This is a genomic window from Brevibacterium litoralis (genome assembly GCF_040212315.1).
Taxonomy (GTDB): Bacteria; Actinomycetota; Actinomycetes; order Actinomycetales; family Brevibacteriaceae; genus Brevibacterium; species Brevibacterium litoralis.
In genome coordinates, this window is record NZ_JBDIUY010000012.1 from 82,247 (window position 1) to 96,778 (window position 14,532).

13 protein-coding genes are annotated in these 14,532 nt (G+C 70.2%); 10 read left to right on the forward strand and 3 right to left on the reverse strand.

Translation table 11 applies throughout. The annotated features are described in order from the left end of the window. The first annotated feature begins 60 nt into the window (after positions 1–60). Positions 61–888, forward strand: a complete 828-nt coding sequence (gene map, locus AAD496_RS04075; protein WP_349827363.1) for a type I methionyl aminopeptidase — start codon at positions 61–63, stop codon at positions 886–888. Positions 889–1,034: 146 nt separating this feature from the next. Further along, positions 1,035–3,875, forward strand: coding sequence for a cation-translocating P-type ATPase (locus AAD496_RS04080; RefSeq protein WP_349827364.1), 2,841 nt, complete (start codon positions 1,035–1,037; stop codon positions 3,873–3,875). A gap of 23 nt (positions 3,876–3,898) precedes the next feature. On the opposite strand, the gene AAD496_RS04085 is transcribed toward AAD496_RS04080, so the two are convergent. Next, entirely contained in the window at positions 3,899–5,140 is a 1,242-nt protein-coding gene (locus AAD496_RS04085) for an MFS transporter (RefSeq protein ID WP_349827365.1), read from the reverse strand. Between the two features lie 334 nt (positions 5,141–5,474). Here AAD496_RS04085 and AAD496_RS04090 point away from each other — a divergent pair, with 334 nt between their 5' ends. Then, on the forward strand, positions 5,475–6,740 hold the full coding sequence (locus AAD496_RS04090) for a MalY/PatB family protein (RefSeq protein ID WP_349827366.1): 1,266 nt from the start codon (positions 5,475–5,477) through the stop codon (positions 6,738–6,740). Between the two features lie 97 nt (positions 6,741–6,837). Here the strand turns inward: AAD496_RS04090 and AAD496_RS04095 are convergent, their stop codons facing one another. Continuing rightward, positions 6,838–7,938: a C2 family cysteine protease gene (locus AAD496_RS04095; protein ID WP_349827367.1), complete on the reverse strand. Its 1,101-nt coding sequence runs from the start codon at positions 7,936–7,938 to the stop codon at positions 6,838–6,840. A 302-nt stretch (positions 7,939–8,240) separates the two neighbouring features. Between AAD496_RS04095 and infA the strand changes: the two genes are divergently transcribed. The 7 genes from infA to AAD496_RS04130 all read left to right on the forward strand — a co-directional run bounded on the left by infA (position 8,241) and on the right by AAD496_RS04130 (position 13,161). Further along, positions 8,241–8,462, forward strand: a complete 222-nt coding sequence (gene infA / locus AAD496_RS04100; RefSeq protein WP_019159374.1) for a translation initiation factor IF-1 — start codon at positions 8,241–8,243, stop codon at positions 8,460–8,462. 93 nt (positions 8,463–8,555) lie between these two features. Continuing rightward, positions 8,556–8,669 (forward strand): 50S ribosomal protein L36, encoded by a 114-nt coding sequence (rpmJ, locus tag AAD496_RS04105; protein WP_349827368.1) that lies wholly within the window; start codon positions 8,556–8,558, stop codon positions 8,667–8,669. A 287-nt stretch (positions 8,670–8,956) separates the two neighbouring features. Next, the gene (rpsM, locus tag AAD496_RS04110) at positions 8,957–9,325 is read left to right on the forward strand and encodes a 30S ribosomal protein S13 (RefSeq protein WP_349827369.1); all 369 of its coding nucleotides are present in this window, start codon (positions 8,957–8,959) and stop codon (positions 9,323–9,325) included. Between the two features lie 29 nt (positions 9,326–9,354). Beyond that, positions 9,355–9,756, forward strand: coding sequence for a 30S ribosomal protein S11 (gene rpsK, locus AAD496_RS04115; protein ID WP_349827370.1), 402 nt, complete (start codon positions 9,355–9,357; stop codon positions 9,754–9,756). A gap of 142 nt (positions 9,757–9,898) precedes the next feature. Then, positions 9,899–10,891 (forward strand): DNA-directed RNA polymerase subunit alpha, encoded by a 993-nt coding sequence (locus AAD496_RS04120; protein WP_349827371.1) that lies wholly within the window; start codon positions 9,899–9,901, stop codon positions 10,889–10,891. Positions 10,892–10,912: 21 nt separating this feature from the next. Then, positions 10,913–11,476 carry a 50S ribosomal protein L17 gene (gene rplQ / locus AAD496_RS04125; RefSeq protein ID WP_349827372.1) on the forward strand — a complete coding sequence of 188 codons (564 nt, stop codon included), beginning with the start codon at positions 10,913–10,915 and terminating at the stop codon, positions 11,474–11,476. A 179-nt stretch (positions 11,477–11,655) separates the two neighbouring features. Then, positions 11,656–13,161, forward strand: a complete 1,506-nt coding sequence (locus AAD496_RS04130; protein ID WP_349827373.1) for a phytoene desaturase family protein — start codon at positions 11,656–11,658, stop codon at positions 13,159–13,161. A gap of 22 nt (positions 13,162–13,183) precedes the next feature. On the opposite strand, the gene AAD496_RS04135 is transcribed toward AAD496_RS04130, so the two are convergent. After that, entirely contained in the window at positions 13,184–14,386 is a 1,203-nt protein-coding gene (locus tag AAD496_RS04135; RefSeq protein ID WP_349827374.1) for a hypothetical protein, read from the reverse strand. Between the last annotated feature and the right edge of the window lie 146 nt (positions 14,387–14,532).

Here is a 14,532-nt window from a genome sequence, read left to right on the forward strand (position 1 = left end):
CCCACCGTGGACCGGGGTCGTCGCTCGTTTCCCACCGATCTCACCATTGGAGTCACCGCCATGTTCGGCACCCGCGTCCAGCTCAAGACCGACAACCAGATCCGCACCATGCGCAAGGCCGGTCTCGTGACCCGGGCCGTTCTGGACGCCGCACGTGCCGCCTGTGTGCCGGGTGCCACGACCCTCGACGTCGACGCCGCCGGTGCCGAGGCGATCCGGGCCGCAGGCGCCCGCTCGAACTTCAAGGGCTACCACGGCTTCCCGGGCACCCTGTGCGTCTCCCCGAACGAGGTGATCGTCCACGGCATCCCGGACGACACCGTCCTGGAGGCCGGTGACCTCGTCTCCATCGACGGCGGTGCGATCGTCGGCGGGTACCACGGGGACTCCGCCTTCACGATGGTGTGCGGTGGCCCGGAGGTCGCTCGCCCCGAGGACCAGCGCCTCTCCGACGTCACCGAGGAGGCCATGTGGGCGGGCATCGCGGCCTTCGCACGGGCCACCAAGGTCGGCGAGATCGGCATGGCGATCGAGGACCACGTCATGGAGACGGCACCGGACCTGGGGCTCGTCGAGGACTTCACCGGTCACGGGATCGGCACCGAGATGCACATGGAGCCCGAGGTCCTCAACTACGCCGCCCGCAACCTCGGTCCCAAGGTGAAGCCGGGCATGGTGCTGTGCATCGAACCGATGCTCACCCTCGGCGAGCCCGCCTCGGAGACCCTGCCCGACGACTGGACAGTCGTGACGAAGGACGGTTCCCGCGCCAGCCACTGGGAGCTCACCGTCGCCCGCCACTCGAAGGGGATCTGGGTGCTCACCGAACCCGACGGTGGCGAGGAACGCCTGGCGAAGTACGGCGTCACCCCCGTCGCGCTGGACTGAACGCCGCCCGTACCCCGGCACCCCGTCGTCGGCCACGTCTGCCACGGACCGAGACGCCGGTGATCTGCAGAGAGTTACCTCTGTCGGAGCACGTCGTCCCTGCCTAGCCTGGACGGGTACACATCCACGCCTCTCCACGGAAGCCGGTGCACGTCGTGGCCCTCGCGTCGACCCCCTCGTCCTCTCCCAACTCCCACTCCACCGCTCCCGGGGCGCCCCGGCCCGCGGTCGAGGCGCCTTGGAGCCTCCCTCCCACCGACGTCCTCGCGCACCTCGGGGTGGGGGAGTCCGGCCTCGACGAGTCGGAAGCGGCCACGCGCCTGGCCGCGCACGGTCCCAACCGGTTGGAGACCGCCACGCGGACGCCGTGGTGGCGTCGCGTCCTCGCACAGTTCCAGGACGTCCTGGTCTACATCCTTCTCGCGAGCGCCCTGGCCAAGCTCGTACTCCGTGACTGGGTGGACCTCGCCGTGATCGTGGCGGTCGTGCTCGTCAACGCGGCCGTCGGGCTCGTCCAGGAGGGCCGGGCACAGAAGGCGCTCGACGCGATCTCCCGCATGCTCACGTCCCACGCCGACACGCGCCGCGACGGGCAGTGGCGGGACCTCCCCGCCGAGGTGCTCGTCCCCGGTGACATCGTCCGGGTGTCGGCCGGACACCGGGTGCCCGCCGACATCCGGCTGCTGGAGGCCCACGACCTGCAGGTCGAGGAGTCGGCGCTCACCGGGGAATCGACCGCCGCGCAGAAGGACGTCGCACCGGTCGCGGCCGAGGCGGGGACGGGCGACCGGTCCTCCATGCTGTTCTCCGGCACTCTCGTGTTCGTCGGCTCCGGTCTCGGTGTGGTCACCGCGACGGGCACGGCCACGGAGATCGGACGGATCCAGTCGATGATCGCCGAGGTCGAGTCGCTGCAGACACCGCTGTCGAAGGCACTCGGACGGTTCGGCACCCGGTTGGCGCTGGCGATCGTCGGCCTGGCCGTCGGCATCCTGCTCGTCGGCACCTTCGTCCACGACTGGCCGGCCGGTGAGCTGGTGTCCGCGGCGATCGGGTTCGCCGTGGCCGCCGTGCCGGAGGGGCTGCCCGCGCTCGTCACCATCACGCTCGCACTCGGGGTCCAGCAGATGGCCCGGCGGCGGGCGATCACCCGGAAGCTGCCGGCGGTCGAGACCCTCGGGTCGGTGACGACGATCTGTTCGGACAAGACGGGCACCCTCACGAAGAACGAGATGACCGCCCGGACCATCCGGACCACGGCGGCCGAGTTCGTGGTCCGCGGCCTGGGGTACGCACCCGAGGGCGAGGTCGAACTCGCCGGTGACCACGTCGACGCCTCCGACCGGCCCGACCTCGCGGCACTCGCCCAGGTGATGGTGCTGTGCAACGACGCCCAGGTGACCCGGGACGGCGCGGACTGGCAACTCGTCGGGTCGCCGACCGACGGGGCACTGGCGGTGCTCGGGCCCAAGTTGTGGTTCGACCCGGCAGGCCAGCGCCGGTCCTCCGTCCTGCCCTTCTCCTCCGCGACCAAGTACCAGGCGGTGCTCGTCGAACCGGGACCCCGCGTGGATCCGGGCGACCCGCAGGGCTCCCGGGAGGTCCGACCGAACTCCGGTGCCGACCGGTGGGTGCTGCTCAAGGGAGCCCCCGACCGGGTGCTCGCCCGGTGCACGTGGCAGGTGGACGGGCAGGGCGCCTCGGCGGCGGTGGACCGCGACATGTGGACGGCGTGGATCGACGAGCTGGGCGGCCGGGGCCTGCGGGTGCTCGCCGCCGCGCGCAGGCGGGCGCGGCACGACGAGGAGGTGCTCACGGACACCGGACTCGGCGACGACCTGGAGATGGTGGGGCTCGTGGGGATCGTCGATCCGCCGCGGCCCGAGGCGATCCGCGCGATCGACGACTGCCGGCGGGCCGGGATCGCGGTGAAGATGATCACCGGGGACCACGCCGGGACCGCGCTGGCGATCGGGCGGGAGATGGGACTCGTGCGGGGCGCGGGCACGCCGGTGCTCACGGGCGCGGACCTGGAGGAGATGGACGACGTGGAGCTGCAGGGCGTCGTCCGGGAGGTCGACGTGTACGCGCGCACGAGCCCCGAGCACAAGGTGCGGATCGTCCGGGCGCTGCAGCACCACGGCGAGGTCGTCGCGATGACCGGCGACGGTGTCAACGACGCACCGGCGCTCACGCAGGCCGACGTCGGCGTGGCGATGGGCGTCAAGGGGACGGAGGTGACGAAGGAGGCGGCCGACGTGGTGCTCGGCGACGACAACTTCGCGACGATCCGGGCGGCCGTCGAGGAGGGGCGGCGGATCTACGACAACGTGCGGAAGTCGGTCCTGTTCCTGTTGCCGACGAACGGGGCGCAGTCGCTCGTCGTGCTGTTCGCCGTCGTCTGCGGGCTGACCCTGCCCCTGGAGCCGGTACAGGTGCTGTGGATCAACATGGTGACCGCGGTGACGCTGTCCCTGGCGCTGGCGAACGAACGGGCGGAGCGTGGGATCATGGACCGGGCGCCTCGCGATCCCGAGGCGCCCCTCCTGTCGGCGGCCTTCCTGGGGCGGGTGCTCGCGGTGTCGGCGCTCATCGGCGGGGTGACGGTGGCGCTGTTCTACTGGGAGCTCGGCCGCGGGGTGGAACTCGCCGAGGCACGCACGACCGCCGTGAACATGCTGGGGATCGGGCAGATGGCGTACCTATTCAACTGCCGGTTCATGGACGCCAGTTCCTTCACTCGGCGGGTGTTCACCGGCAACCGGGTGCTGTGGGTCTCGTGCGCGGCGATGCTCGTGCTGCAGCTGGTGTTCGTCCACGCGCCCTTCATGCACGCGCTGTTCGGCACCACGGTGCTGCCGTTGCGGTCCTGGCTGCTCACGGGCGTGCTGGCGCTGGGCGTCTTCGTCGTGGCCGAGGGGATCAAGTGGGTCGGGGGATCGAGAGTACGGTCGATGGCGGATTCGGGGGAGGAATTGCACCGCTGAGCGTACGCTCGACGGGAGTGGCTTCAGCGGCGGGTGCCGAAGCCCGCGTGGACACCGGCCGCGATGAGGAGGACGAGCACCGCGGCTGCCATGAGGTTGATCCAGAGGAATCCGCCGGCTGCGAGCAGCGGCCCGCCGGCGGCCGTGACGATCGCGGCGCCGTAGTTCATGCTCGCGTCGGTGACGCCCTGGACGGTGGTGCGGTGGGAGTCGGGCACGCCCTGTGACGTGAGAGTCGAACCCGCCAACAGCGTGCACGACCAGGCGAGGCCGAGCAGGAACAAGGACGCGGAGATCCGGGGCAGCGACGAGGCGTGCGCGAGGGAGTCCCACAGTCCCAGACCGATCGCGGCGACGAAGACCAGGCACCCGAGTCCCACGACCCTGCCGGGACCCCACCGGTCGGCCAGCCAGCCGACGAGGGGTGAGAACGCGTACATGCCGAGGGTGTGGACGCTGATGACGATCCCGACGAGGCCGATGGTGTGACCGGAGTGGTGCATGTGGAGCGGCGTCATCACCATGACCGACGCCATGATCATGTGCCCCGTGACGACCGCGGTGAACCCGAGCAGCGCGGTCGGTGAGGCGAAAACGGTCCGGATTGCCTCGCCGATGCCCACGCCCCGACCGGCGGTGGGCGTCGGCTGTGCGGCGGGGGAGGGGAGCGCGCGGCGACCGGGGAGAACAGCGGTGCACAGGACGGCGAGGCCGAAGGCCGCGGTCGTGACGACGAATGGGCCGACGAGGGGATGGACGCCGAGCAGGTGACCGAGTGCGGCGCCGGGTTCGGAGAGCATGGGGCCCAGGACGGAGCCGACGGTCTGTGCCCACACCACGAAGGACATGAGCCGACCCTGGGTGACGGTCGGGGCACCGTCGGTGGCGGCGAAGCGGGCCTGGAGGCCGGTGGCGGTGCCGACCCCGACGAGCGCCATGCCGAGGAAGTATCCCGGCCAGAGGTGTGCGGTCGAGGAGCCGACGACGACAGCGGCGCCGAGCGCGGCGAGTGCGAACCCGAGGGTGAGGGATGCCCGCCTGCCGCGACGGGCGGCCAACCGGGCGAGGGGGACCGCCGCGAGCCCGGCGCCGAGCACGGAGGCGGTCTGGGCGAATCCGGCGAACCGGGTGCTGCCGGTGAGGTCCTCGGCGAGGAGGGCACCGACCGCGAAGCCGACGGCCGTCCCGATCCCGGCGAACATCTGGGCGGCGGCGAGCAGCCAGTGACGGCGTTCGAGACGCAGCGGTGGCCGGGAGGTCGTCATGAGGGGACTGTATACGACGGTCAGATCACGGAGGAGACGGTCAGATCACGGAGGAGGAGGAGGCGGCGGTCGTATGTGCTGGGGATGTCACGCGTCCCGAGGGGTACTGCTCATGCGGGGAATCCGGGACTCGAGGGGGTGTATACAACCGCCGCCTGAGATAGAGTTCACCATGTTTTCACCGGGAACGCCAGGGCTGCACCCACAAACGTCCGCATCGTGGACGATTCTTACGAGGTGGGAACGATCCGGGGCCGCCGTGGTGCCGTGAGGCGGTAGCCTCCGTGGCGAACGCACCCCGGACCCCCTCGTTCCCCATACCGAAAGGTCCCGTATGTCCTCTCCGACAGGTTCCTCCCATCCCTTCGACGCCCTCACCGCCGACGAACTCCGGGCCAAGGGGTCGAACAAGTGGTCGACGTACCCGGACACCATCGGCGCGCACATCGCGGAGATGGACTTCGGCGTCGCCGATCCCGTGCGGAAGTCCTTCGACATCCTCGACGCCCGCGACCTCTACGGGTACGCGCCCGAATCTCTCTACGCCGACATGCGTGCGGCCACGCGTGATTTTTACGCCGACTACTCCGGCTTCCGGGTGCCGACCACGCACATCGACTCCCTGCCCGACGTCCTCACCGCCTTCGAGATGGCGATCCGGTTCTACAGCGCCCCGGGCTCGAAGATCGTCCTCATGACGCCGGCCTACATGCCCTTCTTCATCACACCGGGCCTCCACGACCGGGAGATCGTCGAGGTGCCGATGCTTCGGGACGAGCCGGGTGAGGGTGCGGCGCAGGACGGAACACAGGGCGCCTCGGCGGTCTGGCGGGTCGACTACGAGGGCCTCGATCGTGCCTTCGCCGACGGTGGGGGACTCCTCGTCCTCGTGAACCCGCACAACCCGATCGGCAAGGTCTACACGGCCGAGGAACTCGAGCGGATCGGCCGGATCGTCCAGGCGCACGGCGCCCGGGTGTTCTCCGACGAGATCCACGGACCGCTCGTGTACGCCGGCGGGCGGCACGTCCCCTACGCCTCTGTGAATGAGGTGAACGCCGGGCACACCGTCACCGCGACCGCCGCGAGCAAGGCCTTCAACCTCCCGGGGCTCAAGTGCGCGCAGATCCTCTTCCACACGGACGACGACCTGGCCGTGTGGAAGCAGAAGGGCACCTTCTACGCGCACATGGCGGCGAACCCCGGACTGCTCGCGACGATCGCCGCCTACCGCGAGGGTGGCGCGTGGCTCGACGACGTGCGGGGTTACCTGGACGGGAACCGGCGGCGGATCGCCGAGCTCGTCGCCTCACACCTGCCCGGCGTGCGCTACGACGTGCCGGACGGGACGTACATCGGGTGGCTGGATCTGCGCGGAGCGGAGATCACCGGGCCCGCTGCCGAGTTCGACCTGTCGACCAAGGACGGGACGCGGTCGCTCCACCAGTTCCTCATGACGGAGGCGAAGGTCTCCTACACGAACGGTGGGCTCTGCGGCGCCGACGTCACCGGGTGCATGCGCCTGAACTTCGCCCTACCTCGCCCGATCCTGGAGGAAGCGCTCCTGAACACGGGAAAGTCCCTGGGCCTGTCGAGCTGAGGTCCCACGCGCCGGGGCCCGGGAATCCACTGTGCGGAGTTTGGCGTTTTCCCGTGGGTCGGACGCCAATCTGCGCACAGTGGAATAGGGAGCTACCTCAGGGAGTGAGCCGGGGGCCGATGTCGACGCTGAGGAAGGCGCGACGGAACTGGCGGGCGGAGAGATAGAGGTCCGTCCGGCGCGGGTTCCCCGGTCTCCCGGTCCCTTCCTTCCCGCCGAGCGGATTGCGCAAGTGCACCCGCGTCGTCACGACCCCCGCCGTCCCCGGGCCTGACCGCCGGGGGCGCGTGCGTCCGTCCTCGTCGCACCGCAGCACACGGCGGGCGACGTAGACGTGCCCGTCCATCACCGCGTGCGCACCTGCCGGGTCGTCTTCACGGGGGACGAGGAAGGAGCCGCCGGGACGCACGAGGGTCGAGGCGAGCACCGGCCTGCCCTCCTCCAGTGCACGCGCGATCACGTCGAGTGAGCGGGGTACCGGCCGGGTGAGGACGGCCCGACCGGTGAGCACCCACAGGGCCACCGCGGCGAAGTTCCCCTGCGTGTTGCGGTAGTCGCCGCCCATCGCAACGGCCAGGGCCTTCTCCACCAGGCTCGCGGCGTTCGGGCGGAGCGCCCGGTCGCCCGCACGGTGGCGACGTGGCACCCGGTCGGAGACGGTGATCGTGCGTGTCGCCGGGGTGTGGAGGCGGACGTCGACCAGCCCGTCGTCCCGCCGGGTCACGAGCGAGGCGACGAATCCCGGTGCCGCGTGTTCGCAGGCGGCGAGCGTCGCGACGAACCAGCAGTCGCCCAGTCGACCCTGCCGCACCCAGGTCCGCCGAGGCGCCCTGGCCTTCCCCTCGGCCTGACCGTTCGGCCGGGCCGGGTGGCGGCGGTCGGGCACGGGGACCGTGGGGCGACCGCCGCGGCCGCGTGGTTCGAGCGAGGGGACCCGGGCGAGGAGCGTGGACCAGGTCGCGGGAGAGACGTGGACCTCCGCGTCGTCGGCCAGGAGGTCGAGGAGCGTGGGGCCGGCCCCCGGGTCGGAGCGGAGGAGGAGATCGACCGCGCCGAGATCCGCGCGGTACGGCGTGAGGTCCCGGGGCGCCTCGGCGGCGTGGGTGAGGAGCGCCGTGAGCGCGGAGTGCGCGGCGCGGACCCGGCGACGGCGACCGGGGCGGTGGCGGAGTGCACGGAGGGCGGGGAGGAGGGGCACGCTGCCACCGTACGCGGTGCGACGGACACCGAAGCGGGACGGACACCGGAGTGCGGGGCCGGGTGCGCGGATGTGATGCAGCGGATCCGGCAGAATACACCATCGGGTGGAAGACGGGGCGGAAGACGTGTACAGTGGATGATTGGCTTGTGACCAGTGGGCGCCCCGTGTGGGTGTCGATCGGTGACGGGCCGCCGGTACGTACGCGCGACCGATCATCGGGACCCCGGTGATGCCTCACGGTCGGGCGTGACACACGATTCGCGGCCACGTGCTGCGGGAAAACGGGGTAAACGAACGATATGGCCAAAAAAGAAGGGGTCATTGAGATCGAGGGGACCGTCGTGGAGGCCCTCCCGAACGCTTCGTTCCGGGTGGAGCTGACCAACGGTCACAAGGTGCTCGCGCACATCTCCGGAAAGATGCGGCAGCACTACATCCGCATCCTGCCCGAGGACCGTGTCGTCGTGGAGCTGTCTCCCTACGACCTGTCCCGTGGACGCATCGTCTACCGGTACAAGTAATTCGTAAAGATCTTTTCGACATCTCACGCAGTCGTACGCCCTCCGGGTCATCCGCATCCGGTGGGCGTCTCCTGGTGAGAAGAAGGAATAACGATGAAGGTTAAGCCCAGCGTCAAGAAGATCTGCGACAAGTGCAAGGTCATCCGCCGCAAGTCGCGCGTGATGGTCATCTGCGACAACCCGCGCCACAAGCAGGCACAGGGCTGATCGGCCACTTGAGGCAGATCCGTTCGCACGGGTGAGAGGCCGGCACGTCACCCACGGGGAACCGTGGACACGACGCGCCGGGTTCACGTCGGTGTGAGCACCACACCCAAGCAGACCTCGCCCCCTGACGGCCCACCACGTCACCGGTCCTCGTGATCGGGATGCGGACCGGGTGAACGCCAGGATGACACCCTCGGCTCGGAGGCCGGGGACCCGACGGAGAAGCAGTACCGCCGGGAACAGGTCTGAGCAAGTACCTCCGATACACAACACATGGAGAATCACCAATGGCACGTCTTGCCGGAGTAGATCTCCCGCGTGAGAAGCGCGTGGAAATCGCCCTGACATACATCTATGGTGTGGGCCGCACTCGTGCGAGCCAGACCCTGACCGAGACCGGGATCGACCCGAACACCCGCGTGAAGAACCTGAGTGACGACGAGCTCGTCCAGCTGCGCGACTACATCGAGGGCACCTTCCAGGTCGAGGGTGACCTCCGCCGTGAGGTCGCCGCCGACATCCGCCGCAAGGTCGAGATCGGGTCCTACGAGGGCATGCGTCACCGGCGCGGCCTCCCCGTCCGCGGCCAGCGGACGAAGACGAACGCTCGCACCCGCAAGGGTCCGAAGCGGACCGTCGCCGGTAAGAAGAAGTAATCCTCGGGTTTCAGGAGTAGAGACACAGTATGCCTCCCAAGTCACGCGCAGCTGCGCGCACCGGACGTCGCAAGGCCAAGAAGAATATCGTCGCAGGCCAGGCGCACATCAAGTCCACCTTCAACAACACCATCGTTTCCATCACGGACCCCACGGGTGCCGTCATCTCCTGGGCTTCCTCGGGTGAGGTCGGATTCAAGGGTTCGCGTAAGTCGACGCCCTACGCCGCACAGATGGCTGCCGAGTCGGCAGCACGTCGTGCGCAGGAGCACGGCCTCAAGAAGGTCGACGTCTTCGTGAAGGGCCCGGGTTCCGGTCGTGAGACCGCGATCCGTTCGCTCCAGGCCACCGGCCTCGAGCTGGGCACCATCCAGGACGTGACGCCGCAGGCCCACAACGGCTGCCGTCCGCCCAAGCGTCGCCGCGGCTGACGAATCGACCGTCGGAGCCATGGTCCCCGCACGGGGGTCGTGGCCCGTCGGCCTCACATCCACCGCAAGCGTTTACGAGTAGTCGTACTCACCTATTGCATGCGAGCGTCATATAGCGGATGCTCGCCGAAAGGAAGCCCACGTGCTCATCGCACAGCGCCCCACGCTCACGGAAGAGGTCGTCTCCGAAAACCGCTCACGGTTCGTTCTCGAGCCGCTGGAGCCCGGCTTCGGTTACACCCTCGGCAACTCGCTGCGTCGCACCCTGCTGTCCTCGATCCCCGGTGCTGCTGTCACCAGCATCCGCGTGGACGGCGTCCTCCACGAGTTCACCACCGTTCCCGGTGTGAAGGAGGACGTCACCGAGTTCATGCTGAACCTCAAGTCCCTGGTCGTCACCTCGGACTTCGACGAGCCCGTCGTCGCGTACCTGCGCAAGCAGGGACCCGGTGAGGTCACCGCCGCGGACATCTCCGCGCCGGCCGGTGTGGAGATCCGTAACCCGGAGCTGCACATCGCGACGCTCAACGAGACCGGACGCCTTGACATGGAGCTCACCATCGAGCGCGGTCGTGGCTACGTTTCCGCCGAGCAGAACAAGAACGCCGACGCGGAGATCGGCCGGATCCCGGTCGACTCCATCTACTCGCCGGTGCTCAAGGTGACCTACAAGGTCGAGGCCACCCGTGTGGAACAGCGCACGGACTTCGACCGACTCATCGTCGACGTGGAGACCAAGCCGTCCATCGCCCCGCGCGATGCGATCGCCTCCGCCGGCGGCACCCTCGTCGAGCTGTTCGGACTGGTCCGGGACCTCAACCCGGAGTCCGAGGGCATCGAGGTGGGCCCGTCGCCGGTCGACGCCGCGCTTGCTGCGGATCTGGCTCTCGCCATCGAAGACCTGGATCTCACTGTTCGTTCCTACAACTGCCTCAAGCGCGAGGGCATCCACACCGTGGGTGAGCTCGTGGCACGCTCCGAGGCCGACCTCATGGACATCCGTAACTTCGGATCGAAGTCGATCGACGAGGTGAAGCTGAAGCTCAACGAACTGGGCCTCACGCTCAAGGACTCCGTCGCCCTGTACGACTCCGCCGAGGACGACATGTCCTTCGTCGAGGACGAGCAGCTCTAAGAAACGTCAAGGAGAAAAGACATGCCTACGCCTACCAAGGGCGCCCGCCTGGGTGGTTCCCCGGCGCACGAGCGGCTGATGCTCAACAACATGGCCTCGCAGCTGTTCGAGCACAAGTCGATCAAGACCACCGTCGCCAAGGCCAAGCGCCTGCGCCCGGTCGCCGAGCGTCTCATCACCTTCGCCAAGAAGGGTGACCTCGCCGCCCGCCGTCGCGTGCTCCAGCAGATCACCGACAAGGGGATCGTGCACGAGCTGTTCACCTCTATCGCTCCGGTCATGGCCGAGCGTCCGGGTGGCTACACGCGCATCACGAAGATCGGCCCCCGCAAGGGTGACAACGCGCCGATGGCCGTGATCGAGCTCGTGCTCGAGCCCTACTCGCCCAAGCAGGCCACCGTCAAGGAGGCCGAGAAGGTCGCCGAGGTCGCCGCCACGGAGGCCGACGAGGCCCCCGTCGTCGAGGCGGACGTCGAGTCCGGTGCGCAGGAGGATGAGGCCCAGGCCGCGGCCGACGCCACCGGCGGCACCGTCGCGGACGAGGCTGCTGCCGACACCGCCGAGGAGAAGACCGAGGACAAGTGATCCTCGCTTCCCGCTGACTGATCGGCGGTCGCGCCGGTCCAAGGCCGGTCCTGGCCCCGTGAATCGGTTTGGCCCCCTGAGATGCCCATCTCAGGGGGCCAAACCGATTCACGGGGCCGGAACTGTCTCCGCGCTCCGGGCACCGCGTCCCGTCCACGGCGATCTGAGAGACTCGACGCATGACGACCGCCACCGTGATCGGCAGCGGCCCCAACGGGCTGGCCGCCGCCGTGACACTCGCCTCCGCCGGGGTCGACGTGACCGTTCTCGAAGCGGCCGACGTCCCCGGCGGGGGCACCCGCAGTTCCGAGCTCACCGTGCCGGGGTTGCTGCACGACGAATGCTCGAGCGCCCACCCGCTCGCCCTGGACACCCCGTTCTCCCGCCTCGTCGACCTGGGTGCCCACGGCCTCGAATGGGCGTTCCCCGAGGTGCAGTACGCCCACCCGCTCGACGGCGACAGCCCGGACTCGGGGGCTGCGGTGTGGCGTTCCGTCGACACCACCGCGCGGTACCTCCACGACGATTCCGACACGTGGCGGCGGGTCTATGCGCCCCTGTCCCGGTCGCTCCCGGCCTTCGCGGAGGACTTCCTGCGGCCCATGGTCCACGTGCCCACGAATCCGGTGGAGTTCGTCCACTTCGGCGTCTTCGCCGGACTGCCGGCCGCCGCCGTCGCCCGGCTCTTCCGCACCCCGGAGGCCCGCGCGCTCTTCGCCGGGATGGCCGCCCACACGTGGCGGCCTTTCGACTCCCTGTTCTCCGCGGCGATCGGCATGGTGCTCGGCACCGCCGCGCACACCTACGGCTGGCCGGTCGCCGTCGGCGGTTCCCGGGCGATCAGCCGGGCGATGGTCTCCGCCCTCGAACAGCGGGGAGGGCGGGTCGTCACCGGCGTCCACGTCGACTCCCTCGACCAGGTGACGACGGCCGACGGGACACGACCGGATCTGCTCTTCTTCGACACCTCCCCGGGCACCGCCCTCCGGGTGCTCGGCGACCGGGTGCCCACCCGGATCCGGTCCGCCCTCGGGAAGTTCCTTCAGGGCCCCGGTGCGTACAGCGTCCACCTCGCCGTCGAGGGCGGGATCCCGTGGACCTACGCACCGGCCCGCCGTGCGGGTTCCCTGCACCTGTGCGGTGCCTACGAGGAGACGGCCGCGGCCGAGGCGCTCGTGTCCCGGGGCAGGATGCCGGAGCGTCCCTTCGTCCTCCTCGGGCAGCAGTACCTGGCCGACCCCTCGCGGGTGTCGGGTGGTGCCGACGCGTCCGGTCCCGTCCCGATCGACGCCTATGCCCACGTGCCCGCCGGGTACACCGGGGACGCGACCGAGGCGGTCCTCGCCCAGATCGAACGTTTCGCCCCCGGCTTCCGGGACCGGGTGGTCGCGACCCACGTGCGGACCCCGGCCGAGCACGCGGCGCACAACCCCAACTACGTCGGCGGGGACATCACGACGGGCGCGAACGACGCCCTCCAGCTCCTGTTCCGTCCCCGCCCGGCACTCGATCCCTACGCGCTCGGCGTCCCGGGGGCGTATCTGTGCTCGGCGGCGACCGCACCGGGGGCCGGGGCCCACGGGATGTGCGGGTACAACGCGGCGCTCTCCGCACTCCGGTCGAGGGGGATCCCGGCACCCGTGCCCGCGGCGAACAGCGGTATCGGATCCGTCGAACCGAGCTGACCCGCTCAGTTCTCCTACAAGCTCAGTCCTCCTGGGCGGGGACCCGCCGCCGAGGCGCCCTCGGCACCGCCTGCGACACAGTCCTCCCGGCGGAGAAGGCGAGCAGTGGCGTGCGTTCCTGCCCGGTCCGCACCCGGACGTGACGGGCGAGCAGGGCCGCTGCGGCCGGTGCCCGGGTGATGCCCGAGTCGGGGTGTACCCGGACGTCCTCCCGCGACAGCCGCAGCCACAGGCGGAGGAGGGCCCGGCCGTACTGCAGCTGTGTGGCGGGGTCGAGGGGCGCCTCGGGAGCGGGGGAGTGGAACACGAGGCGATGAGGGATCGCCCGGTGGTTCCGCGTGGAACGGGGATCGCGCAGGGACTCGACCTTCGACCAGGCGCGGGGGTCGACGCCGCGGGCGGTGCGGGCACGGAGGGCGGCACCCAGGCGTCCGGTCGCCGACCGGACCGGTCCGAGGACCTCGGCCAGGCCCGTCCGGATGTCCCGGGAATCGCGCGCGGAGGCGAGGAGCGGCGCCAGCCGGCGGGCCACGAGGGGCGGGATGCGAAGGCACTCGGCGGTGAGGCCGTCCTCGGAGTATGCGGGGTCGGACGGGTCGAGACGGAGCCAGTCGAGGGTCTCGGCGAGGGCGGCTCCTGCGGGGTCGTCAGGGACCACCGGGCCGTTGGAGGAAGCAGGCGACGGGACCGGCGCCTCGGCGGGCTCGGCGGAGGTGGCCGCTCCCGATGCACGGGCCCAGAGCGGCTCCGGTACGAGGGTGACCCCGAGGTCGAGGGGACTGGATGGCTTGGCGCCGAGCGCGGCCAGGTCCTCCTCCCAGTCCTCCAGTGCGGCGGAGAGACGGCGTTCGTCCGGGGCGAGCGGGCCGCGGTCGACCTGCCGGTGGTGGAGGTCGTGCGGGGTGAAGGGGTGCCGGCGGACGCCGGTGTCGCGAATGTCCAGCCGCACGAGGAGGTCGGCGCCGGATCCGGTGACCGCGGTGATCTCCGGCCGCAGGCGTTCGGCGGCGAGACCGATCGCGCAGGACTCGATCCACGCCCCGAGGCCCAGGTGGAGGTCGCGGTGGTCGGGGTCGGAGACCGGCAGGGTGCGGGAGGCATCGACGCCCAGGTCGATCGCGGTGCCGTCGGCGGTGAACCGGGGGACCCACGGCTGGGTGTTGCGGGCGGACGGCGCGAGGGCCGCGGTGCGCAGGACACGGGTGCGGGTTGTGGTGCCGAGCATCGAGCGACCTCCTGGTCGGGACCGGGCGGGTGGGGTCCGGCGACCTCGGTGGACACCCGCGGTGCGGACCTCGTTCAGTTCACGATCGTATCGTCCGGGGGAAGGTGGGGTGATCGTCGCGGACTCCACCCTTGACACCACCGCGA

Excerpts from the sequence above, each read along its gene's own strand:
- map (WP_349827363.1), top strand. The coding sequence starts at position 61 with ATGTTCGGCACCCGCGTCCAGCTCAAGACCGACAACCAGATCCGCACC.
- AAD496_RS04085 (WP_349827365.1), bottom strand. The coding sequence starts at position 5,140 with ATGACGACCTCCCGGCCACCGCTGCGTCTCGAACGCCGTCACTGGCTG.
- AAD496_RS04090 (WP_349827366.1), top strand. The coding sequence starts at position 5,475 with ATGTCCTCTCCGACAGGTTCCTCCCATCCCTTCGACGCCCTCACCGCC.
- infA (WP_019159374.1), top strand. The coding sequence starts at position 8,241 with ATGGCCAAAAAAGAAGGGGTCATTGAGATCGAGGGGACCGTCGTGGAG.
- rpmJ (WP_349827368.1), top strand. The coding sequence starts at position 8,556 with ATGAAGGTTAAGCCCAGCGTCAAGAAGATCTGCGACAAGTGCAAGGTC.
- rpsM (WP_349827369.1), top strand. The coding sequence starts at position 8,957 with ATGGCACGTCTTGCCGGAGTAGATCTCCCGCGTGAGAAGCGCGTGGAA.
- rpsK (WP_349827370.1), top strand. The coding sequence starts at position 9,355 with ATGCCTCCCAAGTCACGCGCAGCTGCGCGCACCGGACGTCGCAAGGCC.
- rplQ (WP_349827372.1), top strand. The coding sequence starts at position 10,913 with ATGCCTACGCCTACCAAGGGCGCCCGCCTGGGTGGTTCCCCGGCGCAC.
- AAD496_RS04130 (WP_349827373.1), top strand. The coding sequence starts at position 11,656 with ATGACGACCGCCACCGTGATCGGCAGCGGCCCCAACGGGCTGGCCGCC.
- AAD496_RS04135 (WP_349827374.1), bottom strand. The coding sequence starts at position 14,386 with ATGCTCGGCACCACAACCCGCACCCGTGTCCTGCGCACCGCGGCCCTC.